Source organism: Rhodoblastus acidophilus, assembly GCF_900187365.1.
GTDB lineage: Bacteria > Pseudomonadota > Alphaproteobacteria > Rhizobiales > Beijerinckiaceae > Rhodoblastus > Rhodoblastus acidophilus.
The window spans coordinates 724,768-744,387 of record NZ_FYDG01000001.1 but is presented as its reverse complement, the minus strand read 5'-3'; the positions used below and the strand labels follow the sequence as shown (position 1 = coordinate 744,387).

Genomic DNA, 19,620 nt, shown 5'->3' with positions numbered 1-19,620 from the left:
GGTCGTTGATGGCGCCTGTTCGCAAACATGGCCGGGACATCCCGGCCATGACGGCCCATCTCTTCGTCTAAAACTCTTAAGACAAGCGATTCGGAGTCGGGCGCATCAGCCGGCGCCGGGATCGGTCTCGAAGCCGAATTCCATTTCGTCCGGCAGGGCGCCGCAACCGGGGCAGGCGTCGAAATTGGTCAGCTCCGGGCGGGCGTGCGGTCCCGCCGGCGGAAAATTCGGCTTGGCCTTCTCGTCGGCTTTTTCGGTCGCGGGTTGAATCTTGGGCAAAGTCATACCTCCAAGGCTATAAAACGCCTTGCTCAAACCCGTGGCTCGACGCTCTTCCTAGCCGAGAGGCATATATACGCCTTCCCTGTCTTTGCGCATCGTGACGCAATGTCGCAATCGCATGGTTTTCCCAACGGGTGGGAGCGGCTACAAGGCGGCCATGATCGCATCCGCAGTCGACGATTCCCTCCCGGACGCGCAGAAGTTTCACCCGCGCGCGCCAATAGCCCGGCGCGTCGTGCTGGCCGACTTCCGCAGCTATGCCGCGCTGGACTTGAAACCCCAGGCCAAGCTGGTCGCCTTGTCGGGCGACAATGGCGCCGGCAAGACCAACCTGCTGGAGGCGCTGTCTCTGTTCGCGCAGGGCCGGGGGCTGCGCCGCGCCGATCTGTCCGACATGGCGCGCGAGGGCGGCGCCGGGGGCTTCGCCATTTCGCTCGAACTTGAGGGCGAGGCCGGCGGCCCCGTGCAAATGGGCGTCGGCCTTGAGCGAATCGAAGGCGGCGCGCAGCGCAAGTTCCGCCTCGACCGTGAGCCGATCGGCTCGGCGCGCGCCTTCGCCGACCATATCCGCATCGTCTGGCTCACCCCCGCCATGGACGGCCTGTTCACCGGTCCGGCCGGCGACCGCCGCCGCTTTCTCGACCGTCTGGTGCTGGCGGTGGACAGCGAGCATGGCGCCCGCGTCAATGGCCTCGAACGCGCCCTGCGCAACCGCAACCGTCTGTTGGATGAGCGGTTTTCTGAAAGAATCTGGCTCGACGCCGCCGAGCGCGAGATCGCCGAACTCGCCATTGCCGTGGCCAGCGCCCGCCGCGAAACGGTGGAGCGCCTCGCCGCGCTGATCGCCGTCAGTCGCGACGAAAGCTCGCCCTTTCCCTGGGCCGAGATCGCGCTCGACGGCGAGATCGACCGGCTTGTGGCGGACAATCCGGCGCTCGCCGCCGAGGAGCGTTATCGCGCGCTGCTGCGCGATAATCGCGGACGCGACGCCGCCGCGGGCCGCGCCCTGATCGGGCCGCAGGCCAGCGATCTCACCGTGCGCCATGGTCCGAAAACCTGCGAGGCGCGCCGGGCCTCCACCGGCGAGCAGAAGGCGCTGCTGGTCGGGCTGGTGCTGGCTCATGCGCGGCTGGTGGCGGCCATGAGCGGCATGGCGCCGCTGATCCTGCTGGACGAAATCGCCGCGCATTTCGACCCGGCGCGGCGCCGCGCCCTGTTTGACGCGCTCGACGCGCTCGGCGGCCAGATCTGGATGACCGGGGCCGATTCCGCTCTGTTCGACGATCTCGTGGGCCGCGCGGATATTTTCGCGGTGGACCATGGCCGCGTCTCCTCCCTGTCCCGCCCGGAGGGCGCATGAGCGATCTCGCCACGGCCCGCAAAATCCTGAAGCAAGTGTTCGGCTTCGACGATTTCCGCCCGGGGCAGGGGGAGATCGTGGCGGCGGTGCTGTCGGGCGATCCCGTGCTCGCGGTCATGCCCACCGGTTCGGGCAAAAGCCTGTGCTACCAGCTCCCCGCTCTGATGAGCGACGGGTTGACGTTGGTGGTTTCGCCGCTGATCGCGCTGATGCGCGATCAGGTCGGGCAGATGCGGGCGCTCGGCCTGTGCGCCGCCACGCTCAATTCGCAAAGCAGCGAGGAGGAGGCCGGCGAGACCTGGCGCCAGATTCGCGACGGATCGCTCAAACTGCTGTTCGTCTCGCCCGAACGCCTCGCCATGGACGGCCTGACAGAGGCGCTGTCGCGCGGAAAGATCGCGCGCATCGCCGTGGACGAAGCGCATTGCATTTGCGAATGGGGCCACGATTTCCGGCCGGAATATCGCCTGATTCGCCAAAGCGTGGAAAAGCTCGGAGCCATTCAGGCCATCGCCTTCACCGCCACGGCCGACGCCGCCATGCGCGCCGAAATCGCGGAGCGCCTGTTTGATCGCGCGCCCAAAATCTTCCTGCACAGTTTCGACCGCCCCAACATTTCCCTCGCCTTCGCCGCTAAGGACCAGCCGCGCAAGCAATTGCAGCGTTTCCTAGCTGCGCGGCGGGGTCAGAGCGGCATCGTCTATTGCGCCTCGCGCGCCGGGACCGAACGTCTCGCGGAATTCTTTGGCGAACAGGGGTTCGATACGCTGTGCTATCACGCCGGCATCGAGCAGGGGCGACGCAACGCCAATCAGGATCGTTTCCTGCGCGAGGACGGCGTGGTCGCCTTCGCCACCATCGCGTTCGGGATGGGCGTCAACAAGCCGGATGTGCGCTTCGTCGCTCATGCCGACATGCCCTCCAGCATCGAGAGTTATTATCAGGAAATCGGCCGCGCCGGCCGCGACGGCCTGCCCGCCGCCGCCTATACGCTCTATGGGCTCGACGACATGGCGTTGCGCCGCCGCCAGATCGACGAGAAGGATCTGTCCGACGAGCGCCGCCGCTTCGAGCATCAGCGCTTTTCGGCTTTGGCGTCGCTGTGCGAGGCGGTCGCCTGCCGCCGCCAGTTGCTGCTGGCGCATTTCAACGAAAAATCCGAACCCTGCGGCGCCTGTGATTTCTGCCGGGGCGAGATCAAGACCCGCGATGGAACGATCGAGGCGCAGAAGGCGCTCGCCGCCGTCTATCGCACCGGGCAGCGTTTCGGGCAGGCCTATCTGTCCGATCTGCTGATGGGCGCGGACAGCGAGGCGCTGCGCCGCAATCAGCACGACCAGCTCAAAACCTTCGGCGTGGGCGCCGACCGCAGCAAGGCCGAATGGGCCTCGACATTCCGCCAGTTGTTCGCCGTCGGGGCTTTGCGCGCGGCCAGCGCCGAACATGGCGGCTTCGCCCTCACCGAGAAGGGCGACGCGATTTTACGCGGCCGCGAAACCTTCATCCTGCGCGCCGATCCGCCGCGCGAAAAGTCCGCGGGCAAATGGTCGCGCAAACCGGCGCGCGAAATCGACGAATTCGCCTCCGGCGACGGCAAGGTTTTCGAGGCCTTGCGCAAGCTGCGCCGGGAGTTGGCGAAGGACGAAGGCATCGCCGCCTTCATGGTCTTCGCCGACCGCACCTTGTTGGAAATGGCCGAACGCCGCCCTGCGACCCTGGATGACTTGCGCGGGATACATGGCGTCGGCGAGCGCAAGCTGGCGCTTTATGGCGACGCCTTTCTGGAAGCCATCGCGCAAGCGTCGGAGTGACGCCGGCGCCTCAGTTGAGATCGCGCAACCTTTGCGGAAACCGCCGCTCGATCCGGGCGCGGGCGTCGGGCGCGACCCGCACCTGGAACGCCGCGCCGTCGTCCATCGCCTGCCGCTTCAGCACTTCGGTATGGGCGTAGAGCCAGGCCTGGCCCTCGCCATCGGCGGCGTCGAGCCGAATTTCCAGCAGCGCGCGGCCAGCGCCCAACCGGGCCTCGATTCCGTCCAGCAGGATGTCGATCCCATCGCCCGTCAGCGCCGATACCGCGCAGGGCCGCTCATCGCGCGGTTTCCGCGCCGCGGTCTCGCGCAGGCGGTCGCGCTCCTCAGGCGGCAGCAGGTCGGTCTTGTTCCAGACTTCGATCAGCCGGGGATCGTGCGAGTCGATTCCGAGTTCGCCCAGGATTTTCTCGACATCGGCGCCTTGCGCCTCCGCATCTTCGTGCGAGATGTCGCGCACGTGCAGGATGACGTCGGCCTCCAAAACCTCTTCGAGCGTGGCGCGAAAGGCCGAGACCAGCATGTGTGGCAGATCGGAGATGAAGCCAACCGTGTCGGACAGGATGATCCTGCCGCCATGCGGCAGTTTGAGGCCGCGCAGCGTGGGGTCGAGCGTGGCGAACAGCAGATCCTTGGCGAACACGTCCGCCTTGGTCAGCCGGTTGAACAGGCTGGATTTTCCGGCGTTGGTGTAGCCGACCAGCGCCACGATGGGGAAGGGGACGTCGCGGCGGCTCTTGCGATGAAGGCCGCGGGTGCGCTTGACCTGGTCGAGGTCGCGCTCGATTCGCGTCATACGCTCCTGAATCAGGCGGCGGTCGGTTTCAATCTGGGTTTCGCCGGGGCCGCCGAGAAAGCCGAAGCCGCCGCGCTGGCGTTCAAGGTGGGTCCAACTGCGAACCAGCCGCGATTTCTGATAGGCGAGATGCGCCAACTCCACCTGCAGCGCGCCTTCCTTGGTGCGGGCGCGCTCGCCGAAAATTTCCAGAATCAGGCCGGTGCGGTCGATGACCTTGGCGGAAAAGGCTTTTTCCAGATTGCGCTGCTGCACCGGCGACAGGGCGCAATCGACGACGACGAGTTCGGCCTCGCGCTCTTTCGCCAGCGCGGCGATCTCTTCGACCTTGCCCTTGCCGATATAGGTGGCGGGCCTGATTTGCGACAGCAGCACCAGTTCTCGCCCGACCAACTCTACGTCAATGGCCAGGGCCAGCCCCTCGGCCTCGTCGAGGCGCGCTTCGGGCGCGCGCAGCGGCTTGGCCCCGTCGGCATAGGTTGCGGCCCGGTCGGTGAGATAGGGGCCAAGCACGAGCGCACGAGTCCTGTCGCTGTTCCGCGTGCAGGCCTCGCCGCCGAAAACCTCGGTTGTGCTCAAGAAATCAACGACCTCACTTGTCCTGAACTTCCTCGGCCGGGTCGAACATCTGGATCGGATGTCCCGGCATGATGGTGGATATGGCGTGCTTGTAGACCAATTGCGAGTGCCCGTCGCGACGCAGCAGCACGCAGAAGTTGTCGAACCAGCTCACGACTCCCTGAAGCTTCACGCCGTTCACCAGAAAGATGGTCAGCGGGATTTTGTTTTTGCGAACGTAATTAAGGAAAGTGTCCTGTAGGTTCGGGGTGCGTTCGACCGCCATGTTTTTTCCATTCACTTTTTAGACGCCCGTTTAGAACGGTTTTGGCGACGGTTTGCAAGAGTCGCGAATTTTGCAGAAATCGTAGGATTTGCAACAGTCGCGCTACTCGCGGGAGTCGCGCCGCCCATAGCGCAACAGCTTATTAGATGCCCAAGCCCGACAATTAGGCAAGACGTTCTTTTACGCTTGTGGTGTTTTTGCTGCTCATTCAGACACTCTTCACAGCGAATTCATGGAAACACGCCCGCAGTCCCAGCGAGACCGGACCGGGCGCGGCGCACTCCGACGAAGTCTGACCGATCGGACGGCCGTCCAGCCGCACGATCGGCATGACCAGCGTGGTCGCGCCGGAGATGAACGCCTCGGCGGCTTCATGGGTTTCAGCCACGGTGAAGGCGCGTTCGATGACGGGAATGCCCTTGGCGCGGGCGATCTCCAGGATGCGGGCGCGCGTGATTCCCGAAAGAATCGACGAATCGCCGGGATGGGTGCGCAGCGCGCCGGTCTTGTCCACGATCCAGGCGTTGCTCGAGGCGCCCTCGGTGACGAAACCGTCGGCGTTGACCAGCCAGGCTTCATAGGCGCCGGCCTCCTTGGCCTGCTGCTTCGCCAGCACATTGGGCAAGAGGCTCACGGTCTTGATGTCCGGGCGCTTCCAGCGGATGTCGGGAACGGTGATCGCGTTCACGCCTTTGCGCGCCTTGGCCTCGCCCGCGTCGGGATCGTGGCTGCGGGCGAAGGCCACCAGAGTCGTGGGCGTGCCGGCGGGCGGAAACGTGTGCTCGCGCCGCGCGGCGCCGCGCGTGATTTGCAGATAGACATGGCCGAATTGGACGCGGTTGCGGGCGACCAGTTCGCGCATCACGAATCTGAGCGCCGCTTCGCCCAGCGGCGGAGCGAGCCGCAACTCGCGGGCGGAGCGGGCGAGTCGGTCGAGATGGCCGCGCTCGTCGATCAGCGCGCCCTGATAGATTTCAATGACCTCGTAGATTCCGTCTGAAAACAGAAAGGCGCGGTCGTCGATGGACACGCCGGCTTCCGCGTGCCTGACATAGCGGCCATTGACGTAGGCGACCCGGCTCATGCTGTTCTTCCCGTTCATAGAAAACCCAGTCGTTCGGCCGCGACGGCGAGCAGCGCGCCCGCCGCCATGGCCCAGACCGGGCTGCGCGCGGAATAGACCACAAAGCCGGCGGCGGCAAACGTGATCACGGCGGCCAGCGCATTTGTGTCGGCCGCGCGGGCGAGAATGGCCCCGTTCGCCGCCATCAGCCCGACTGCGAGCGGGATCAGCGCCCGTTTCAGCCGCTTCAGTCCCGGCGAATCGGCGTTCTCGCGCAGTTTTCGCGCCAGAGCTAGCGCCAGCAGCGACGACGGTCCAAGCACGCCAAGAGCAGCCGCGCAAAATCCCGCGAAGCCCGCAAGCTCCCAGCCGAACAGCGGGAACACGATCACGTTCGGGCCCGGCGCCGTTTGCGCGATGGCGAAAATTTCCGCGAATTGCGACGAGGTGAACCAATGCTCGCCCTCGACCAATTGGCGATGCGCCTCCGGCAGCACGGCGCCGGCGCCGCCCACGGCCAGCAGCGACAGACCGGCGAAACGCAGGAAAATGCGCGGAAGCAGCGCGTTCACGACCGGCCTCTCCCCTGCAACAGCCAGCTCGCCGGCGCCAGCGCGGCCAGCGCCAACGGCAGCGGCAGCCGCGCCACGGCCACGGCGACGAAGGCCGCGCCGGCGAGACCCCACATCCCCGCGTCGCGCGGCAGGTTCTTCAGCATTTTCAGCGCCGTCCCCAGCGCCAGCCCGGCCGCCGCCGCCGCCGCGCCGAACAGGGCGGCGCGCACATCGGAGTTGTGCGCGAAGGCCGCGAACAAGCTGGCGACGCCGAGCAACAGCGCCAGCGGAGCCGTCAGCAGACCGGCCAAAGCCGCGAGACCGCCGGTCGGCCCGCAAAAGCGGTCGCCGAGCATCAGCGCGAAATTGCAGGTGTTGGCGCCGGGCAGCGCCTGGCACAGGCCGAGCAAGGCCGCGAATTCCGCCTCGTCGAGCCAGCGCCGCTCCTCGACCACGATGCGGCGCGTCAACGGCCCGACGCCGCCAAAGCCGAGCGCGCCAAGTTTGAAAAAGCCAAGAAAGAGATCGATCCGTCGCACGTTGTCAGACTAGCATTGAAGCTGCGAAGATTTTGAACAATTTGTCGCAGGCGGCGTTGGGGGAGGACGTCAAGGCCTACCGGAGACCTCGCATGAAAGCCCTCAATCTCGTCACGCTCATCCTCGTCATCATCGGCGGCCTGAATTGGGGCCTCGTAGCCATAGCCGACGCCAATCTGGTCACGACCGTCGCGTCCCTGTTCGGCGGCGCGCAGAACGCGGTCGCCAAATTGGTCTATCTGATCGTCGGTCTCTCGGCGGTCTATCAGATCGCCCCGCTGTCCAAGGCGTTCCAGATCGACGAAGTGGCCGCCGAGCGCGGCCGCTACTGACGGGAGCGACAAGCCGCGCGTGAAAACAGCGCGCGGCTTGGTCCGATCAGTCGATCGCCAGCGATTTCAATTTTCTATGCAGCGCCGAGCGCTCCATGCCGATGAATTCGGCGGTGCGCGAAATATTGCCGCCGAACCGGTTGATCTGCGCCACCAGATATTCGCGCTCGAACACTTCGCGCGCCTCGCGCAGCGGCAGTCCCATCAGCTTCTCGCCGCCAGCGCCATTCGGGGTCGAAGGCACCAGCGCGCCGATTTCCTGCGGCAGCATTTCGGCGGTGATTTCGGCGTCGGCGTCGCCGCCGGTGAGAATCATCAGCCGCTCCACATTGTTGCGCAACTGGCGGATGTTGCCCGGCCAGTCGTGCGACTGCAGCACGGCCATGGCGTCGTCGGCGATCTTGCGCTTGGGGAGGCCGGAATGGGCGGCGAGCTGGTCCATGAAAAAGGCGATCAGCTCGGGAATGTCCTCGCGGCGCTCCGACAGCGAGGGCACGCGGATCGGCACCACCGACAGCCGGTGGAACAGATCCTCCCGGAACGCGCCTTCCGAGATCAGGCGCGGCAGGTCGCGCGCGGTCGAGGAGATCACGCGCACATCGACATGGACGCGAGTCGTGCCATCGACTCGCGTAAAATTCTGATCCACGAGAACGCGTAAAATTTTGGCCTGGGTGTCGCGCGGCATGTCGGCGACTTCGTCGATGTAGAGCGTGCCGCCATGGGCCTCCTCCAGCGCGCCAGTCTTGCGCGGGCGGCCGTCGCGGGCCTCGACGCCGAACAGTTCGGTCTCCATGGTTTCGGCGGCGATGGCCGCCGCGTTGATCACCACGAACGGTCCGCTCGCCCGGCCGGAGGCGGCGTGGATGGCGCGCGCCGCGAGTTCCTTGCCGACGCCGGGGGCGCCGGAAATGAGGATCCGCGAATTGGCTGGCGCCACTTTCTCGATCAGCTGGCGCAAATGCTGCAGCGCCGGCGAATGGCCTGACAATGTGGTGACTACCGCGCTGCGGGCCTTGAGTTCGGAGACCTCGCGGCGCAGGCGCGACGTCTCGAGCGCCCGCTCGGCCACCAACACCAGACGGTCGGCCTTGAACGGCTTTTCGATGAAATCATAGGCGCCTTGCCGGATCGCGGTGACGGCGGTCTCGATATTGCCGTGGCCGGAAATCATCACCACCGGCAAGGTTTCGTGGTGGCGTTTGACGTTTTCCAGCAATTGCAGGCCGTCGAGCTTGGACCCCTGCATCCAGATGTCCAGGAAGATCAGCGAGGGACGCCGCGCCTCGATCGCCGCCAGCGCCTCGTCGGAATTGCGCGCCGTTCGCGTGGAGTAACCCTCGTCCTCCAGAATGCCGGAGACGAGTTCGCGAATGTCGGCTTCGTCATCGACGATCAGAATGTCATGCGCCATGATTCACCTGGCTCTGCTTCTGTAGCGGGAAATGCAGGCGCACCAGCGCGCCCTGGCCCGAGGCCGCGTCGAGCAGTTCGATGCCGCCGCCGTGGTCCTCGAAAATCTTCTGCACGATGGGCAGGCCGAGGCCGGTGCCCTCCTTGCGGGTTGTCATATAGGGCTCAAGCAGCCGCGCACGGTTCTCGCGCGGAAAGCCCTTGCCATTGTCCTCAACGTCGATGATCGCGGACCCGTTCTCGAAGCGCAGGCTGACGCCGATCTTCGGCAGGCGGTCCTCCATCTCGGTAGCGGCTATGCCTTCGGTGGCGTTCTTCACCACATTGGTCAGAGCCTGCGACAGCAGGCGGCGGTCGAAACGGGCCATTTGCGGTCCTTCCGGCAGGTCGGAGGCGATTTCGATGTCGGGGTGGCCCACGCGCATCAGGAATAGCACCTGCTCGACGCAAGCCTTGAGGTCGTCTTCCTGCAACTGCGCCTTGGGCATGCGCGAGAACGACGAGAATTCGTCGACCATGCGCTTGATGTCATCGACCTGCCGGATGATCGTGTCGGTGCACTGGTCGAAGATTTCCTTGTCGTTGACGATCACGCGGCCGTATTTGCGCTTGAGCCGCTCGGCGGAGAGCTGGATCGGGGTCAACGGATTCTTGATCTCATGGGCGATGCGGCGGGCGACGTCGGCCCAGGCCGAGGTGCGCTGCGCCGTGACGAGATCGGTCATGTCGTCGAGCGTCGCCACAAAAGTGCGCTCGCCGCGGCTGGGCGGCCCCGGCGCTATGCGGACATTATAGGTGCGCTCGCGGCCGGCGCGGGTCATTTGCAACTGTTTTTGCGTCAGCCGGGCGTGGCCGGCGCGGGCGTCGCTCAGGATCGGCTCCAGTTCCGGCAGAATCTCCGCCACGGGCTTGCCCACTGCTTTTTCCGCCTCGCCGCCGTCCATGCCGATCAGGTCGCTGGCGGAGGGGTTGGCGACGGTAACTTCGCCGTGCGCGCCGACGCCGATCACCGCGACCGGCACGCCCGACAGCACCGCCTCGGTGAACAGGCGGCGCTCGTCCAGCATGTGGTTGGCGGCGATCAGGCGGTTCTGCTGCAGCCGCAACTCGGTGGTCATCTTGTTAAAGGTTTCGCCGAGATGGGCGAGGTCGCCCTCCGCCGCACGCACGGGGACCTGAACATAGAAATTGCCTGAGGTGACCTGATCGGTGGCGGCGATCAGGCGGCGGATCGGCGCGACCAGCAGGTTGGTGAAGGCGAGGCCGAGCCAGACGGCGGACAGCAGCAGGATGGCGGCCAGCAGCGCGAACATGATGGCCAGCGCCCGCTGCAGCGTATGGCGTTGCGCCTCGAAGGCCCCGAACAGGTTGACCAGCGCCGACGCCTGTTTGGGAAACTCGACGGTGAACGGATTGACGGGGCGGCTGGCGTACAGAAACACGTCGGCGAAGGCCGGCATCGGCCGCAAGGCGACGAAAGTGCGGCCCTCGTTGAGGATCAGGCACAAAGGCTCGTTCTTCGAGGCGTCGTCGAAATCCATGTCCTGCGGCTTGACGATGGGATCGGGATGGCTCGCGGCGACGTCGGCCTTTTCGATCACGCCGCCGTCGCGCTTGATCAGGGCGGCGGCGGTGAAGCCCAGGAACTTGGCGCGGCTGGAGAAGAACTCCTTGAACAGGCCGCGATCGGCGTCGAACATCGGCTTGCCGCGGTCGAGGTCGCCGGCGGTGAGTTGCGCCTCCTGCAACAGCGAGCGGCATTGGTCCTCGCGGAACAGATTGGCGGCCTCCGTCGCGCCGGAAATGAAACCGCGCACGTCGCGCATGACGGCGGGATTGAGCGTCTTGTCCAGCGTCACCGATCCGACAATGGCCATGGACAAGGCCGGCACGGCGGCGATCACGGCGAACAGCGCGACAATGCGAATGTGCAGTCCGGCGCCGGCCGTCTTCGCCCGCCACGCCCGCACCAGCACCGCCGCCTCGAAGGCCACCAGCACCAGCAGCAGCGCGCAAATGGCGAAATCGGCCAGGAATAGCAGTGTAACGGTGTCATCGGTCGGCGCGATCGGCGTCAGTCCGGCGAAAACCAGGAAGGAGCCGAGCGCGGCGAAAATGGCGAAGGCGACGATGAACGGGCCGAGACGCGGCAGCAGCCGGCGTTCGCGCCGACGCGGCTTGCGGGTCTCTTTGTCCGTCGCTCGATTCATGCCGTTCGCGTACGCCTGTCCATTTCCGTCTCAAGGCATAGCCGAGCCCGGAAGACGTGGCAATAATGCAACGCTGTTGCCTCATTGCGACAGGATGTGGGCGGAAAAAAGGACGCGCGCCTGTCGCGCAAGAATCGGCGTGACAACAAGGCGCTGCCGCGCCGAAAGAGTCTCAGCGCAGCAGGGATTTCAGATCGGCCGCAGCGTCGCCGACCAGTTCAGGCGAGGGGCTCAAACCAGCGTCGAGCAAGCGGCGCGCCAGCAGATGCTCGCCGGGCCGGTTGACTGATTCGACGGAGATCAGTTTTTCGCCGCGATAGTTGAACAGCGAGAAGGCGTTTTCGCCCGAGGGGCGCGCCACCTGAAGATCGCAGCCCTCGCCGCCGACCGCCATCTGCAGCTTTACGTCATATTGATCGGACCAGAACCAGGGCGTGGCCACGAAGGGCTTTTCGCGCCCCATCAGGGCGGCTGCCGCCGCCTTGCCCTGCTCGACGGCGTTCTGCACGCTTTCGAGCCGCACCGCCGATCCATCCGGGCGCTTGAACACGGTGCAATCGCCGGCCGCGACCACATTTTGCGCGGACGCGCGCGCGCAGGAATCCACGATAATGCCCCGATCGCAGGCGAGACCGGCGGCTGCGGCCGTTGCGTCATTGGCGCTGGCGCCGATGCCGAACACCACGAGGTCGGTGTGAAAACCGCCGCCGTCGGCCAGCGCCACGGCGCGCACGGCGTCGGACCCCTCCAGCCCCGCGACCTGCGCGCCAAAATGGATCTCGACCCCGCGCGCGCGGTGCAGCTCCGCGAAAAACTCCGAGATTTTCGGCGTGACGGCCCGGGCCATCAGGCGGTCCTGCGCCTCGACCACAATGGCCTCCACGCCCTTTTTCCGCGCCGCCGCCGCCACTTCGAGACCAATGAAGCCGCCGCCGACCACCACAATGCGCCGGGCGGCGGCGAGGCGTGCGGAAATCTCGCGCGCGTCCCTCAAGCCGCGCAGCACGCAGACGCCGGGCAGATCGGCGCCGTCAAGCTTCGGTCGCCGCGCGCTGGCGCCGGTGGCGAAGGCGAGGCCGGTCCAGTCCAGCGTTTCGCCATCGGCCAGCGTGACGCTCCGCGCGGTCAGATCGACCGCCGCGACAGGAGCGCCAAGCCGCAGGTCGATGGATTTGGCGCCGAAGAACTCCGGCCCCCGCAGGGTCAGCTTTTCCGTCGCCGTCTCGCCGGCCAGCCAGGCTTTCGACAGCGGCGGGCGCTGGTAGGGCGCAAAGCCTTCTTCGCCCAGCAGCAGGATTTCGCCGGCGAAAGCTTCGGCGCGCAGGCTTTCGGCGATCTGAAGTCCCGCCTGGCCCGCGCCGATGATGATGATTCGCTCGCTCATGCGTAAACCCTTGTTCAAGACCGCATATGATTTTATGCGCGGGACTCGGATTTCTCCCTACAGGATTGGGACTTGAAGCGCAAAAGCGGCTTAAGCTCGCCGCATCGCCCGGAGGATTCATGCAGAGAATCGTCTTTCTCGACGCCGACACTTTCGCCCCCGGCGTTGAGCCGCCGCAACCGCGTTTTCCGCACCAATGGGTGAATTATCCCGCCACGGCGCCGGACCAGGTGGCGGCCCGCGCCGTCGACGCCGACATTCTCATTGTCAACAAGGTGAGGATCGGCGCGCGCGAACTGGCGGCGTTGCCGAAGTTGAAACTGGTCGCCCTGACCGCGACCGGATTCGACAATGTCGATGTGGCGGCGGCGCGCGCAAAGGGCGTGGCGGTGACCAACATTCGCGGCTATTCGGTCAACGCCGTTCCCGAACATGCGTTCGCGATGATTCTGGCGCTCAGCCGCAGCATTTTTGCCTATGCCGAGGCCGTGCGCGCCGGGCGATGGCAGGCGGGCGGGCAGTTCTGCTTCCACGACTTTCCGATTTTCGACCTGTCGGGCAAGCGCCTCGGCCTGATCGGATCCGGTTCGCTTGGCGCGCGCGTCGCGGAACTCGGCCGCGTCTTCGGCATGGATGTGGTCTTCGCCGGGCGGAAAAACGCCTCCGCTCCCGGTGCGGGGCGGGTCGGCTTCGACGAACTGCTCGCGACCTCCGACGTGATCTCGCTGCATTGCCCGCTCAACGCCGAGACAGAAAACCTGCTGTCGGACCGCGAATTCGCTCTGATGACCAGGAAGCCGCTGCTCATCAACACCGCGCGCGGCGGAATCGTCGATGAAGAAGCTTTGGAGCGGGCGCTCGACGCGCGGCTTGTGTCCGGCGTGGGCATTGACGTGACCCGGCCGGAGCCGCCGCCCGCCGACAGCGCCATTATGCGGCTGGCGCGCCGCGCGAATGTGCTGGTCACGCCGCATGTCGGCTGGGCCAGCCTGGAGACGCAGCGGGTTCTGATGGATCAGCTCGGCGCCGCGCTGGAAAGTTTCGTCGACGGCGGCCGCATGAACCGGCTGGATTGACCGGGCAAGCTCCCCCTCTCCCAAGCGGGGAGAGGGGCCTTTTCGTCAGGCGGCTCGGGCGAGCGGCGAGGGCATGGCGGGCGCGAAATCGCGCGCGGCGGGGGCGCCGTGGAATTCATGAGGTCCGACATGGATCAGCGCGCCTAGGGTGTCGAGCCAGACCTTGCCGCCCGCGTTGCGCCACAGCCGGCAGAATGTGTAGTCCTCCGAGAGATAGACGCCGGTGTCCGGTTCAACCATGCAATCGAAAAAGGCGTATTGATTCGCGCTCAGGCTGGGGCCGCCGGTGCGGATCGTTCCGGCATGGCTGGCGGTGTAGCGGAGTTGCGGATAGGCGGAGGCCATTCGCAGCAGGGCCGCGCGCTTGATCATCATGAAGCCGGTTCCGGCATAGGTTCCGGTGACGAAACCGTCGAGCGATTCGGCCTCGTCGCCCTCGCAGGGCGCGCCGACATAGCGCAGCGGCGCGGTCTCCACCGCTTCTCCGGCGACGGCGCGCTGCAGGCCATCGTTCCAGTCGAGCAGCTTCAACGGATACATGCCGGCGACCACATCCTGGTCGAAGGCGAGCATCCGCGCGACCTGCTGGGGATCGAAGCCGATATCGGCGTCGATGAAGAGAAGGTGCGTGGCGGTGGGATCGTCGAGAAAGCGGCTGACGAGCAGGTTGCGGCCGCGCGTGATCAGCGATTCGTTGCCCAGGAGGTTCAGCGAGACTTTAAAGCCCAGCTCCCGGCCAAGATTGAGCAGGCCGACGGTGGAATACATGTACCGCTGGGTGACCATGCCGCCGTAGCAGGGCGTGGCGATGAAAACATGTTGTTCGGGCATTAGGGACTCCGGGCAGGACCGATGGCGCATTGCACCGCGTTGGCCTTGCCCGGGGCTGTCGTGGTTAACGAAGGTTTAAGCTCATTCCTTGCCGAGCGCGTCCGTCGCCTGGGCGAAGCCGCGGAAGGAGATGGGAAGTTTCACCGCGCGTCCGAGGGCGTCGGAGAATTCCAGCGAGCCGCTTTCGGTCTGCGCGCGTAAAACCTTCCATTGGGCTTCGCTCAACGCCGCATCGGCGAAGCAGCCGTTTGGAATGCAGCGCCGCCAGGACAATTCCGTCGGCTTGGCGTCCTTTTCGCCCGTCAAGAATTTCGCGACGCTCGGCAGCGCGATATTGTTGGGCAGGTGCGCCGTCAAGCGCCAGGGTTCGGCCTTGTTGACCCGGCCGAAGGCGAATTGCGCGATCGGCTGCTGCTGGCCCGGCTGTCCCGCCTGAACCGTCTGAACGATTTCGCAGATTTTCTGCGCCTTGTCGGCTTCGCCGACCCGCTGGCAGCGCAGCAGCCAATCGCCATAGCTGGCGGTGGTCGTGGCCGGATCGACGCTCACCGGCGCCGGCTTGTCCTCGGCGAAAGCCGGGGCGGCCAGCGACGTCAGCAGCAGGGCGAAGAAAAGACGGGACATGCGCGGCTCCTGTTTTTTCCGGCTATAGCCGCGCATGTGCGACAGTTCAATGACATAGGCTCAGCAATTGGCGGCGCCGTGCTTGCGCTCCTTCAGGAACTGGAAGAATTCCGCCCCCTCGCGCAGACGGCGCTTCATCATGTCCATGTCGCGCGCCATTTCCCAAACGATGGAGCCGATCTTGCTCGGCCGGAAATAGAACTCGCGGTAGAAGGTCTCGACCGAGTCGAAAATCTCCTTGTGGCTGAGGTTCGGATAGTGCAGCGGCGCGATCTGCACGCCGTTCTCGTCCACCAGTTCGGCGTTGTCGCTGTCGAGCCAGCCGTGCGCCATGGCCTGGGCGTAAAGATGCGTGCCGGGATAGGGCGCCGCCAGCGACACCTGCAGCGTGTGCGGATTGACCTTTTTCGCGAATTCGATGGTCTCGCGGATGGTGTCGCGGGTTTCGCCCGGCAGGCCCATCACGAAGGTGCCGTGGATGCCGATGCCGAGCTTGCGACAGTCCTTGGAGAACTTCTCCGCGACCTCGATGCGCATGCCCTTCTTGATATTGTAGAGGATCTGCTGGTTGCCGGATTCATAGCCGACCAGAAGCAGCCGCAGACCGCCGTCCTTGAGCTTCTTCAGCGATTCATAGGGCACATTGGCCTTGGCGTTGCAGCTCCAGGTGATTCCGAGCTTGCCCAGCTCCTTGGCGATGGCTTCCGCGCGAGGGAGATCATCGGTGAACGTGTCGTCGTCGAAGAAGAATTCCTTGACTTGCGGAAACGCCTTCTGCGCCCATTTGATCTCCTCGATCACATGGCCGACGCTGCGGGTGCGGTAGCGGTGGCCGCCCACGGTCTGCGGCCACAGGCAGAAGGTGCAGCGCGACTTGCAGCCGCGCCCGGTATAGATCGACAGATACGGGTGCTTGAGATAACCGATGAAATAGTTTTCGATCTTGAGGTCGCGCTTGTAGATCGGCGAGACGAACGGAAGGTCGTCCATGTTTTCGAGGATGGGGCGGTCCTCGTTATGCTGGATATTGCCGTTGGCGTCGCGCCAGCTCAGGCCCTTGATCTTGGCGAAATCAACCCCGTCGGCCACATCCTTGATGGTGAAGTCGAATTCGTTGCGCGCCACGAAATCGACCACGGGCGCGTTTTTCAGCGAGCCGTCGGCGTCCACCGCCACCTTGGCGCCGATCAGGCCAACTTTTAACGCGGGATTTTCGGCCTTGAGCGCCTCGATGCATTTCACGTCGGAGGCGAAGGACGGCACGGAGGTGTGCACCACGACGAGGTCGAAATCCTTGGCTTGCGCCACCACGTCCGCCAGCTTGGTCTTGTGCGGAGGCGCATCGATCAGCTTGGAGTTTTCCACCAGCGCCGCCGGCTGCGCCAGCCAGGTCGGATACCAGAACGAGGCGATTTCGCGGCGCGCCTGATAGCGTGAGCCGGCGCCTCCATCGAAACCGTCGAAGGACGGGGCCTGCAGGAATAAGGTGCGCATGATTGATCGCTCCGAAAATCGGCGTCGGGATTTCATCTGTGCAATGGTGATGGCCTTGTGGCGAAATTTTGACGCCGCGTCCAGAATTACTTGCGGGGCGCGGGTTGGTCCGCCAGCGGGAGCAGCCTTCAGCCGGGGCCGCCGACTTTGGGCAAGTCCACCCGGGCGAGCAGCGCGCCGATCAGCCAGCCGACCAGTCCGCCGGCGATGACGTCGCTGAGCCAATGCTCGTCCGCCCCGATCAGCCCCGCCGCGACCACCAGCACGATGACGACGCACAGCGCTCTCAGGCGCGGCGCCAGCGCCCAAAGCGCGGCGCAAAACGCCGCCGCCACGGCTTCGTGGCCGGAAGGAAAAGCCGACCACCCTGTTCCGCCATGGAACGGGGCGAAGGCGAAGACATGGTCGGTGATGAAGCTGGGATTGGCGTTGACCCAGGTTTCCGGCCAGGTGCGCCCGAAGCCGAATTTCAGCAAATCCTTGACGGCCATCGCCGTCAGCGTCGCGAGGCTGAGGCGCAGGATCGCCGCGTGGCGCCCGGCGAGCGCGCGGCCGGACGCAAACAGGGCGCCGCACCAGATCAGGCCCGCCAGCGCCAGAATCTTCATGCCTTCGACCGGAACGGTCAGATTGTGATAGAACAGACGCGTCGCATGAAAATTGTCGTAAGCCCATAGCGACAGCGGCCGGTCCACGAAAGCGATCGACAAAAGCACGCCGAGCAGAGCGCAGAGGACGGTGATTCTTGAAGTCATGACATTCTCCGCGGCTGCTATAGCGCCGCCGTGTGACGGTTCAGCAGCATCCGCCGCCGGCCGCGCCCCGCAGCAGTCCCTCTTGTTCTTGCCGCGATGATCGGCCATCGGCGCCTCCGGTCATCCGTTCACCAGCGACTCGTATTCGCCGGACAAGTCCAGCCATTCCTCTTCCGCCGCCGCCAATGCCTTTTCCAATTCCGCGCGCTGCTGCGACAGTTTTAGGGCCTCGGCCGGGTTGCGCTCGAAGGCGCGGGGATCGGCCAGCATCAGATCGACCTTGGCGATCAGGCCCGAAAACTTCTCCATTTTATCTTCCGCCGCCTTCACTTTCTTCAGCAGGGGCGCGGCCTCCTTTCGCACCTGGGCGGCGTTGCGGCGGGCCTCCAGCGCGGCATTGCCGGCGGCGCCCGACTTCTCCTTCGGCCCGCGCGCCTGCTCCAGTACATATTTGCGGTAATCGGCCATGTCGCCGTCGAACGGCTTGACGCTCCCGTCCGCGACCAGCCAGAGCCGGTCGGCGCAGGACTCCAGCAAATATTGATCGTGCGAGATCAGGATCACGGCGCCGGCGAAATCGTTGATCGCCTCGGCCAGGGCCGCGCGGCTGTCGATGTCGAGATGGTTGGTCGGTTCGTCGAGAATCAGCAGATGCGGACCGGCGAAGGTGCAAAGGCCCATCAGCAGGCGCGCCTTTTCGCCGCCGGACAGTTCCGCGACCCTGGTGTCGGATTTGCCGCCGGGAAAGCCGAACTGGGCCGCGCGCGCCCTCACGCGCGATTCCGGCGCGTCCGGCATCAGCCGCTGCACCGCGAGATAGGGCGTGTCCGTCTCGTTGAGGTCGTCGACCTGATGTTGGGCGAAAAAGCCGGCTTCAAGCTTCGACGACCGCTTCATCACGCCGGACATGGCGGGAAGCCGTCCGCCCAGCAGTTTGGCGAAGGTGGATTTGCCGTTGCCATTGGCGCCGAGCAGGCCGATGCGGTCGTCGTCGGCCAGCGTCAGGTTGAGTTTGGACAGGATGGTGCGGTCGTCATAGCCGACGCTCACCCCTTCAAGCGCGATGAGAGGAGGGGAGAGCGGCTTTTCCGGCGACGGGAAATTGAACGGCAAGACCTCCTCGTCCACAACCGCCGAAACCTGCTCCATCTTCTCCAGCATTTTCAGGCGGCTCTGCGCCTGACGCGCCTTGGTGGCCTTGGCGCGGAAGCGATCGACGAAGGCTTGCAGATGCGCGCGCTTCTCCTCCTGCTTCTTGAGGAATTTCGCCTGCAACATGCGCGCCTCCGCGCGCTGGCGGGCGAAGCTGTCGTAATTGCCGCGATAGACCGTCAGCTTGGCCTGTTCGAGATGAACGATATGATCGCAGACCTCGTTGAGCATGTCGCGGTCATGGCTGATGATCACCGTCGTCGCCGGATAGGCTTTGAGATAATCGTTGAGCCAGAGCGCGCCTTCGAGATCGAGATAATTGGTCGGTTCGTCGAGCAGCAGCAGGTCTGGGCGCGAGAACAGCACGGCGGCCAGCGCCACGCGCATCCGCCATCCGCCGGAAAACTCCTTCAGCGCCCGATGCTGGGCGGCTTCGTCGAAGCCCAGGCCCGCCAGAATTTCGGCAGCGCGCGCCGGGGCGGCATGGGCCTCGATATCCGCGAGGCGGACGTGGATTTCGGCGATGCGATGCGGGTCCTGCGCATGTTCGGCTTCGTCCAACAAGGCGGCGCGTTCGACATCCGCGGCGAGCACGAAATCGATCAGCTTGCCCTCGCCGCCGGGCGCTTCCTGCTCGACTCGGCCGATGCGGGCGCCGCGCGGAATGTTGGTCGTACCGCTTTCGGCGGCGATCTCGCCGCAGATCATGCGAAACAGGGTTGTCTTGCCGGCTCCGTTGCGCCCGACGAAGCCGACCTTGGCGCGTTCCGGCATCACCGCGCTGGCGGAGTCGAACAGGATGCGGGGGCCGAGGCGATAGGTGAGATCGGTGATTTGCAGCATGAGAGAGGTCATATATCGTCTGTCGGTCGGGGACGAGTCGGCTTGCGCATGATGCAACGCTCTTCGCGCCGGTTGGCGAACCGCCTGTATCCCAAACCCCAACTATGAAATCCAGCGATCCCCAGGGCGGGGCGGAAGTGATCGCCATTGTCGGCTAGCTATAGCCGGCGACTCGGCCGCATCGGCGACGCCGTGGACGTGTTGGCGCGGCGCTTGTTGCCGTCGCAAGGCGACTTCCGTCCGAGGATCGCGCCGCG

General features: G+C 65.3%; 18 protein-coding genes. 4 read left to right on the top strand and 14 right to left on the bottom strand.

Features of this window, described 5'->3' with window-relative positions; genetic code table 11:
* Positions 1-105 precede the first annotated feature (105 nt).
* A complete protein-coding gene (locus tag CFB24_RS03110; RefSeq protein WP_088519080.1) occupies positions 106-285 on the bottom strand; it encodes a hypothetical protein in 180 nt (59 codons plus the stop codon).
* A 154-nt stretch (positions 286-439) separates the two neighbouring features.
* Between CFB24_RS03110 and recF the strand changes: the two genes are divergently transcribed.
* Together recF and recQ are read left to right on the top strand one after the other, a co-directional pair.
* Positions 440-1,642 carry a DNA replication/repair protein RecF gene (gene recF, locus CFB24_RS03105; protein ID WP_088519079.1) on the top strand — a complete coding sequence of 401 codons (1,203 nt, stop codon included), beginning with the start codon at positions 440-442 and terminating at the stop codon, positions 1,640-1,642.
* Positions 1,639-3,453 carry a DNA helicase RecQ gene (gene recQ, locus CFB24_RS03100; RefSeq protein ID WP_088519078.1) on the top strand — a complete coding sequence of 605 codons (1,815 nt, stop codon included), beginning with the start codon at positions 1,639-1,641 and terminating at the stop codon, positions 3,451-3,453. The genes recF and recQ overlap by 4 nt, the downstream gene beginning before the upstream one ends.
* A 10-nt stretch (positions 3,454-3,463) precedes the next feature.
* On the opposite strand, the gene hflX is transcribed toward recQ, so the two are convergent.
* From hflX to CFB24_RS03075, 5 genes are all read right to left on the bottom strand, one after another.
* Complete coding sequence (gene hflX, locus CFB24_RS03095; protein WP_088519077.1) at positions 3,464-4,828, bottom strand: GTPase HflX; 1,365 nt, start codon at positions 4,826-4,828, stop codon at positions 3,464-3,466.
* Positions 4,829-4,841: 13 nt separating this feature from the next.
* Positions 4,842-5,093 (bottom strand): RNA chaperone Hfq, encoded by a 252-nt coding sequence (hfq, locus tag CFB24_RS03090; protein WP_088519076.1) that lies wholly within the window; start codon positions 5,091-5,093, stop codon positions 4,842-4,844.
* Positions 5,094-5,301: 208 nt separating this feature from the next.
* Positions 5,302-6,177 carry a D-amino-acid transaminase gene (locus tag CFB24_RS03085; RefSeq protein ID WP_088519507.1) on the bottom strand — a complete coding sequence of 292 codons (876 nt, stop codon included), beginning with the start codon at positions 6,175-6,177 and terminating at the stop codon, positions 5,302-5,304.
* Between the two features lie 14 nt (positions 6,178-6,191).
* Positions 6,192-6,728, bottom strand: a complete 537-nt coding sequence (locus tag CFB24_RS03080; protein ID WP_158255142.1) for a chromate transporter — start codon at positions 6,726-6,728, stop codon at positions 6,192-6,194.
* Entirely contained in the window at positions 6,725-7,249 is a 525-nt protein-coding gene (locus tag CFB24_RS03075; RefSeq protein ID WP_088519074.1) for a chromate transporter, read from the bottom strand. Before CFB24_RS03075 ends, CFB24_RS03080 begins: the two co-directional genes overlap by 4 nt.
* Before the next feature lie 92 nt (positions 7,250-7,341).
* On the opposite strand from CFB24_RS03075, the gene CFB24_RS03070 reads away from it, so the two are divergent.
* The gene (locus CFB24_RS03070) at positions 7,342-7,581 is read left to right on the top strand and encodes a DUF378 domain-containing protein (RefSeq protein WP_088519506.1); all 240 of its coding nucleotides are present in this window, start codon (positions 7,342-7,344) and stop codon (positions 7,579-7,581) included.
* Positions 7,582-7,627: 46 nt separating this feature from the next.
* Here the strand turns inward: CFB24_RS03070 and ntrX are convergent, their stop codons facing one another.
* The 3 genes from ntrX to CFB24_RS03055 all read right to left on the bottom strand — a co-directional run bounded on the left by ntrX (position 7,628) and on the right by CFB24_RS03055 (position 12,588).
* Entirely contained in the window at positions 7,628-8,995 is a 1,368-nt protein-coding gene (gene ntrX / locus CFB24_RS03065; protein ID WP_088519073.1) for a nitrogen assimilation response regulator NtrX, read from the bottom strand.
* Entirely contained in the window at positions 8,985-11,204 is a 2,220-nt protein-coding gene (locus CFB24_RS03060) for a sensor histidine kinase NtrY-like (RefSeq protein ID WP_088519072.1), read from the bottom strand. The genes ntrX and CFB24_RS03060 overlap by 11 nt, the downstream gene beginning before the upstream one ends.
* A 172-nt stretch (positions 11,205-11,376) precedes the next feature.
* Entirely contained in the window at positions 11,377-12,588 is a 1,212-nt protein-coding gene (locus tag CFB24_RS03055) for an NAD(P)/FAD-dependent oxidoreductase (protein ID WP_088519071.1), read from the bottom strand.
* Positions 12,589-12,707: 119 nt separating this feature from the next.
* Between CFB24_RS03055 and CFB24_RS03050 the strand changes: the two genes are divergently transcribed.
* Positions 12,708-13,664, top strand: a complete 957-nt coding sequence (locus CFB24_RS03050) for a D-2-hydroxyacid dehydrogenase (protein ID WP_088519070.1) — start codon at positions 12,708-12,710, stop codon at positions 13,662-13,664.
* Between the two features lie 45 nt (positions 13,665-13,709).
* Here CFB24_RS03050 and CFB24_RS03045 read toward each other — a convergent pair whose 3' ends face one another.
* The 5 genes from CFB24_RS03045 to CFB24_RS03025 all read right to left on the bottom strand — a co-directional run bounded on the left by CFB24_RS03045 (position 13,710) and on the right by CFB24_RS03025 (position 19,363).
* Entirely contained in the window at positions 13,710-14,495 is a 786-nt protein-coding gene (locus CFB24_RS03045; protein WP_088519069.1) for a hypothetical protein, read from the bottom strand.
* A gap of 81 nt (positions 14,496-14,576) precedes the next feature.
* Positions 14,577-15,119: an invasion associated locus B family protein gene (locus CFB24_RS03040; RefSeq protein WP_158255143.1), complete on the bottom strand. Its 543-nt coding sequence runs from the start codon at positions 15,117-15,119 to the stop codon at positions 14,577-14,579.
* Between the two features lie 60 nt (positions 15,120-15,179).
* Complete coding sequence (gene hpnJ / locus CFB24_RS03035; RefSeq protein ID WP_088519067.1) at positions 15,180-16,613, bottom strand: hopanoid biosynthesis associated radical SAM protein HpnJ; 1,434 nt, start codon at positions 16,611-16,613, stop codon at positions 15,180-15,182.
* Positions 16,614-16,741: 128 nt separating this feature from the next.
* Positions 16,742-17,368, bottom strand: coding sequence for a phosphatase PAP2 family protein (locus CFB24_RS03030; protein ID WP_158255144.1), 627 nt, complete (start codon positions 17,366-17,368; stop codon positions 16,742-16,744).
* A 120-nt stretch (positions 17,369-17,488) separates the two neighbouring features.
* Positions 17,489-19,363 carry an ABC-F family ATP-binding cassette domain-containing protein gene (locus CFB24_RS03025; RefSeq protein WP_088519065.1) on the bottom strand — a complete coding sequence of 625 codons (1,875 nt, stop codon included), beginning with the start codon at positions 19,361-19,363 and terminating at the stop codon, positions 17,489-17,491.
* Positions 19,364-19,620: the final 257 nt, after the last annotated feature.

Excerpts from the sequence above, each read along its gene's own strand:
- hpnJ (WP_088519067.1), bottom strand. The coding sequence starts at position 16,613 with ATGCGCACCTTATTCCTGCAGGCCCCGTCCTTCGACGGTTTCGATGGA.
- CFB24_RS03040 (WP_158255143.1), bottom strand. The coding sequence starts at position 15,119 with ATGTCCCGTCTTTTCTTCGCCCTGCTGCTGACGTCGCTGGCCGCCCCG.
- CFB24_RS03055 (WP_088519071.1), bottom strand. The coding sequence starts at position 12,588 with ATGAGCGAGCGAATCATCATCATCGGCGCGGGCCAGGCGGGACTTCAG.
- recQ (WP_088519078.1), top strand. The coding sequence starts at position 1,639 with ATGAGCGATCTCGCCACGGCCCGCAAAATCCTGAAGCAAGTGTTCGGC.
- CFB24_RS03045 (WP_088519069.1), bottom strand. The coding sequence starts at position 14,495 with ATGCCCGAACAACATGTTTTCATCGCCACGCCCTGCTACGGCGGCATG.
- CFB24_RS03025 (WP_088519065.1), bottom strand. The coding sequence starts at position 19,363 with ATGCTGCAAATCACCGATCTCACCTATCGCCTCGGCCCCCGCATCCTG.
- ntrX (WP_088519073.1), bottom strand. The coding sequence starts at position 8,995 with ATGGCGCATGACATTCTGATCGTCGATGACGAAGCCGACATTCGCGAA.
- CFB24_RS03060 (WP_088519072.1), bottom strand. The coding sequence starts at position 11,204 with ATGAATCGAGCGACGGACAAAGAGACCCGCAAGCCGCGTCGGCGCGAA.
- CFB24_RS03070 (WP_088519506.1), top strand. The coding sequence starts at position 7,342 with ATGAAAGCCCTCAATCTCGTCACGCTCATCCTCGTCATCATCGGCGGC.
- CFB24_RS03050 (WP_088519070.1), top strand. The coding sequence starts at position 12,708 with ATGCAGAGAATCGTCTTTCTCGACGCCGACACTTTCGCCCCCGGCGTT.
- hfq (WP_088519076.1), bottom strand. The coding sequence starts at position 5,093 with ATGGCGGTCGAACGCACCCCGAACCTACAGGACACTTTCCTTAATTAC.
- recF (WP_088519079.1), top strand. The coding sequence starts at position 440 with ATGATCGCATCCGCAGTCGACGATTCCCTCCCGGACGCGCAGAAGTTT.
- CFB24_RS03030 (WP_158255144.1), bottom strand. The coding sequence starts at position 17,368 with ATGACTTCAAGAATCACCGTCCTCTGCGCTCTGCTCGGCGTGCTTTTG.
- CFB24_RS03110 (WP_088519080.1), bottom strand. The coding sequence starts at position 285 with ATGACTTTGCCCAAGATTCAACCCGCGACCGAAAAAGCCGACGAGAAG.
- CFB24_RS03085 (WP_088519507.1), bottom strand. The coding sequence starts at position 6,177 with ATGAGCCGGGTCGCCTACGTCAATGGCCGCTATGTCAGGCACGCGGAA.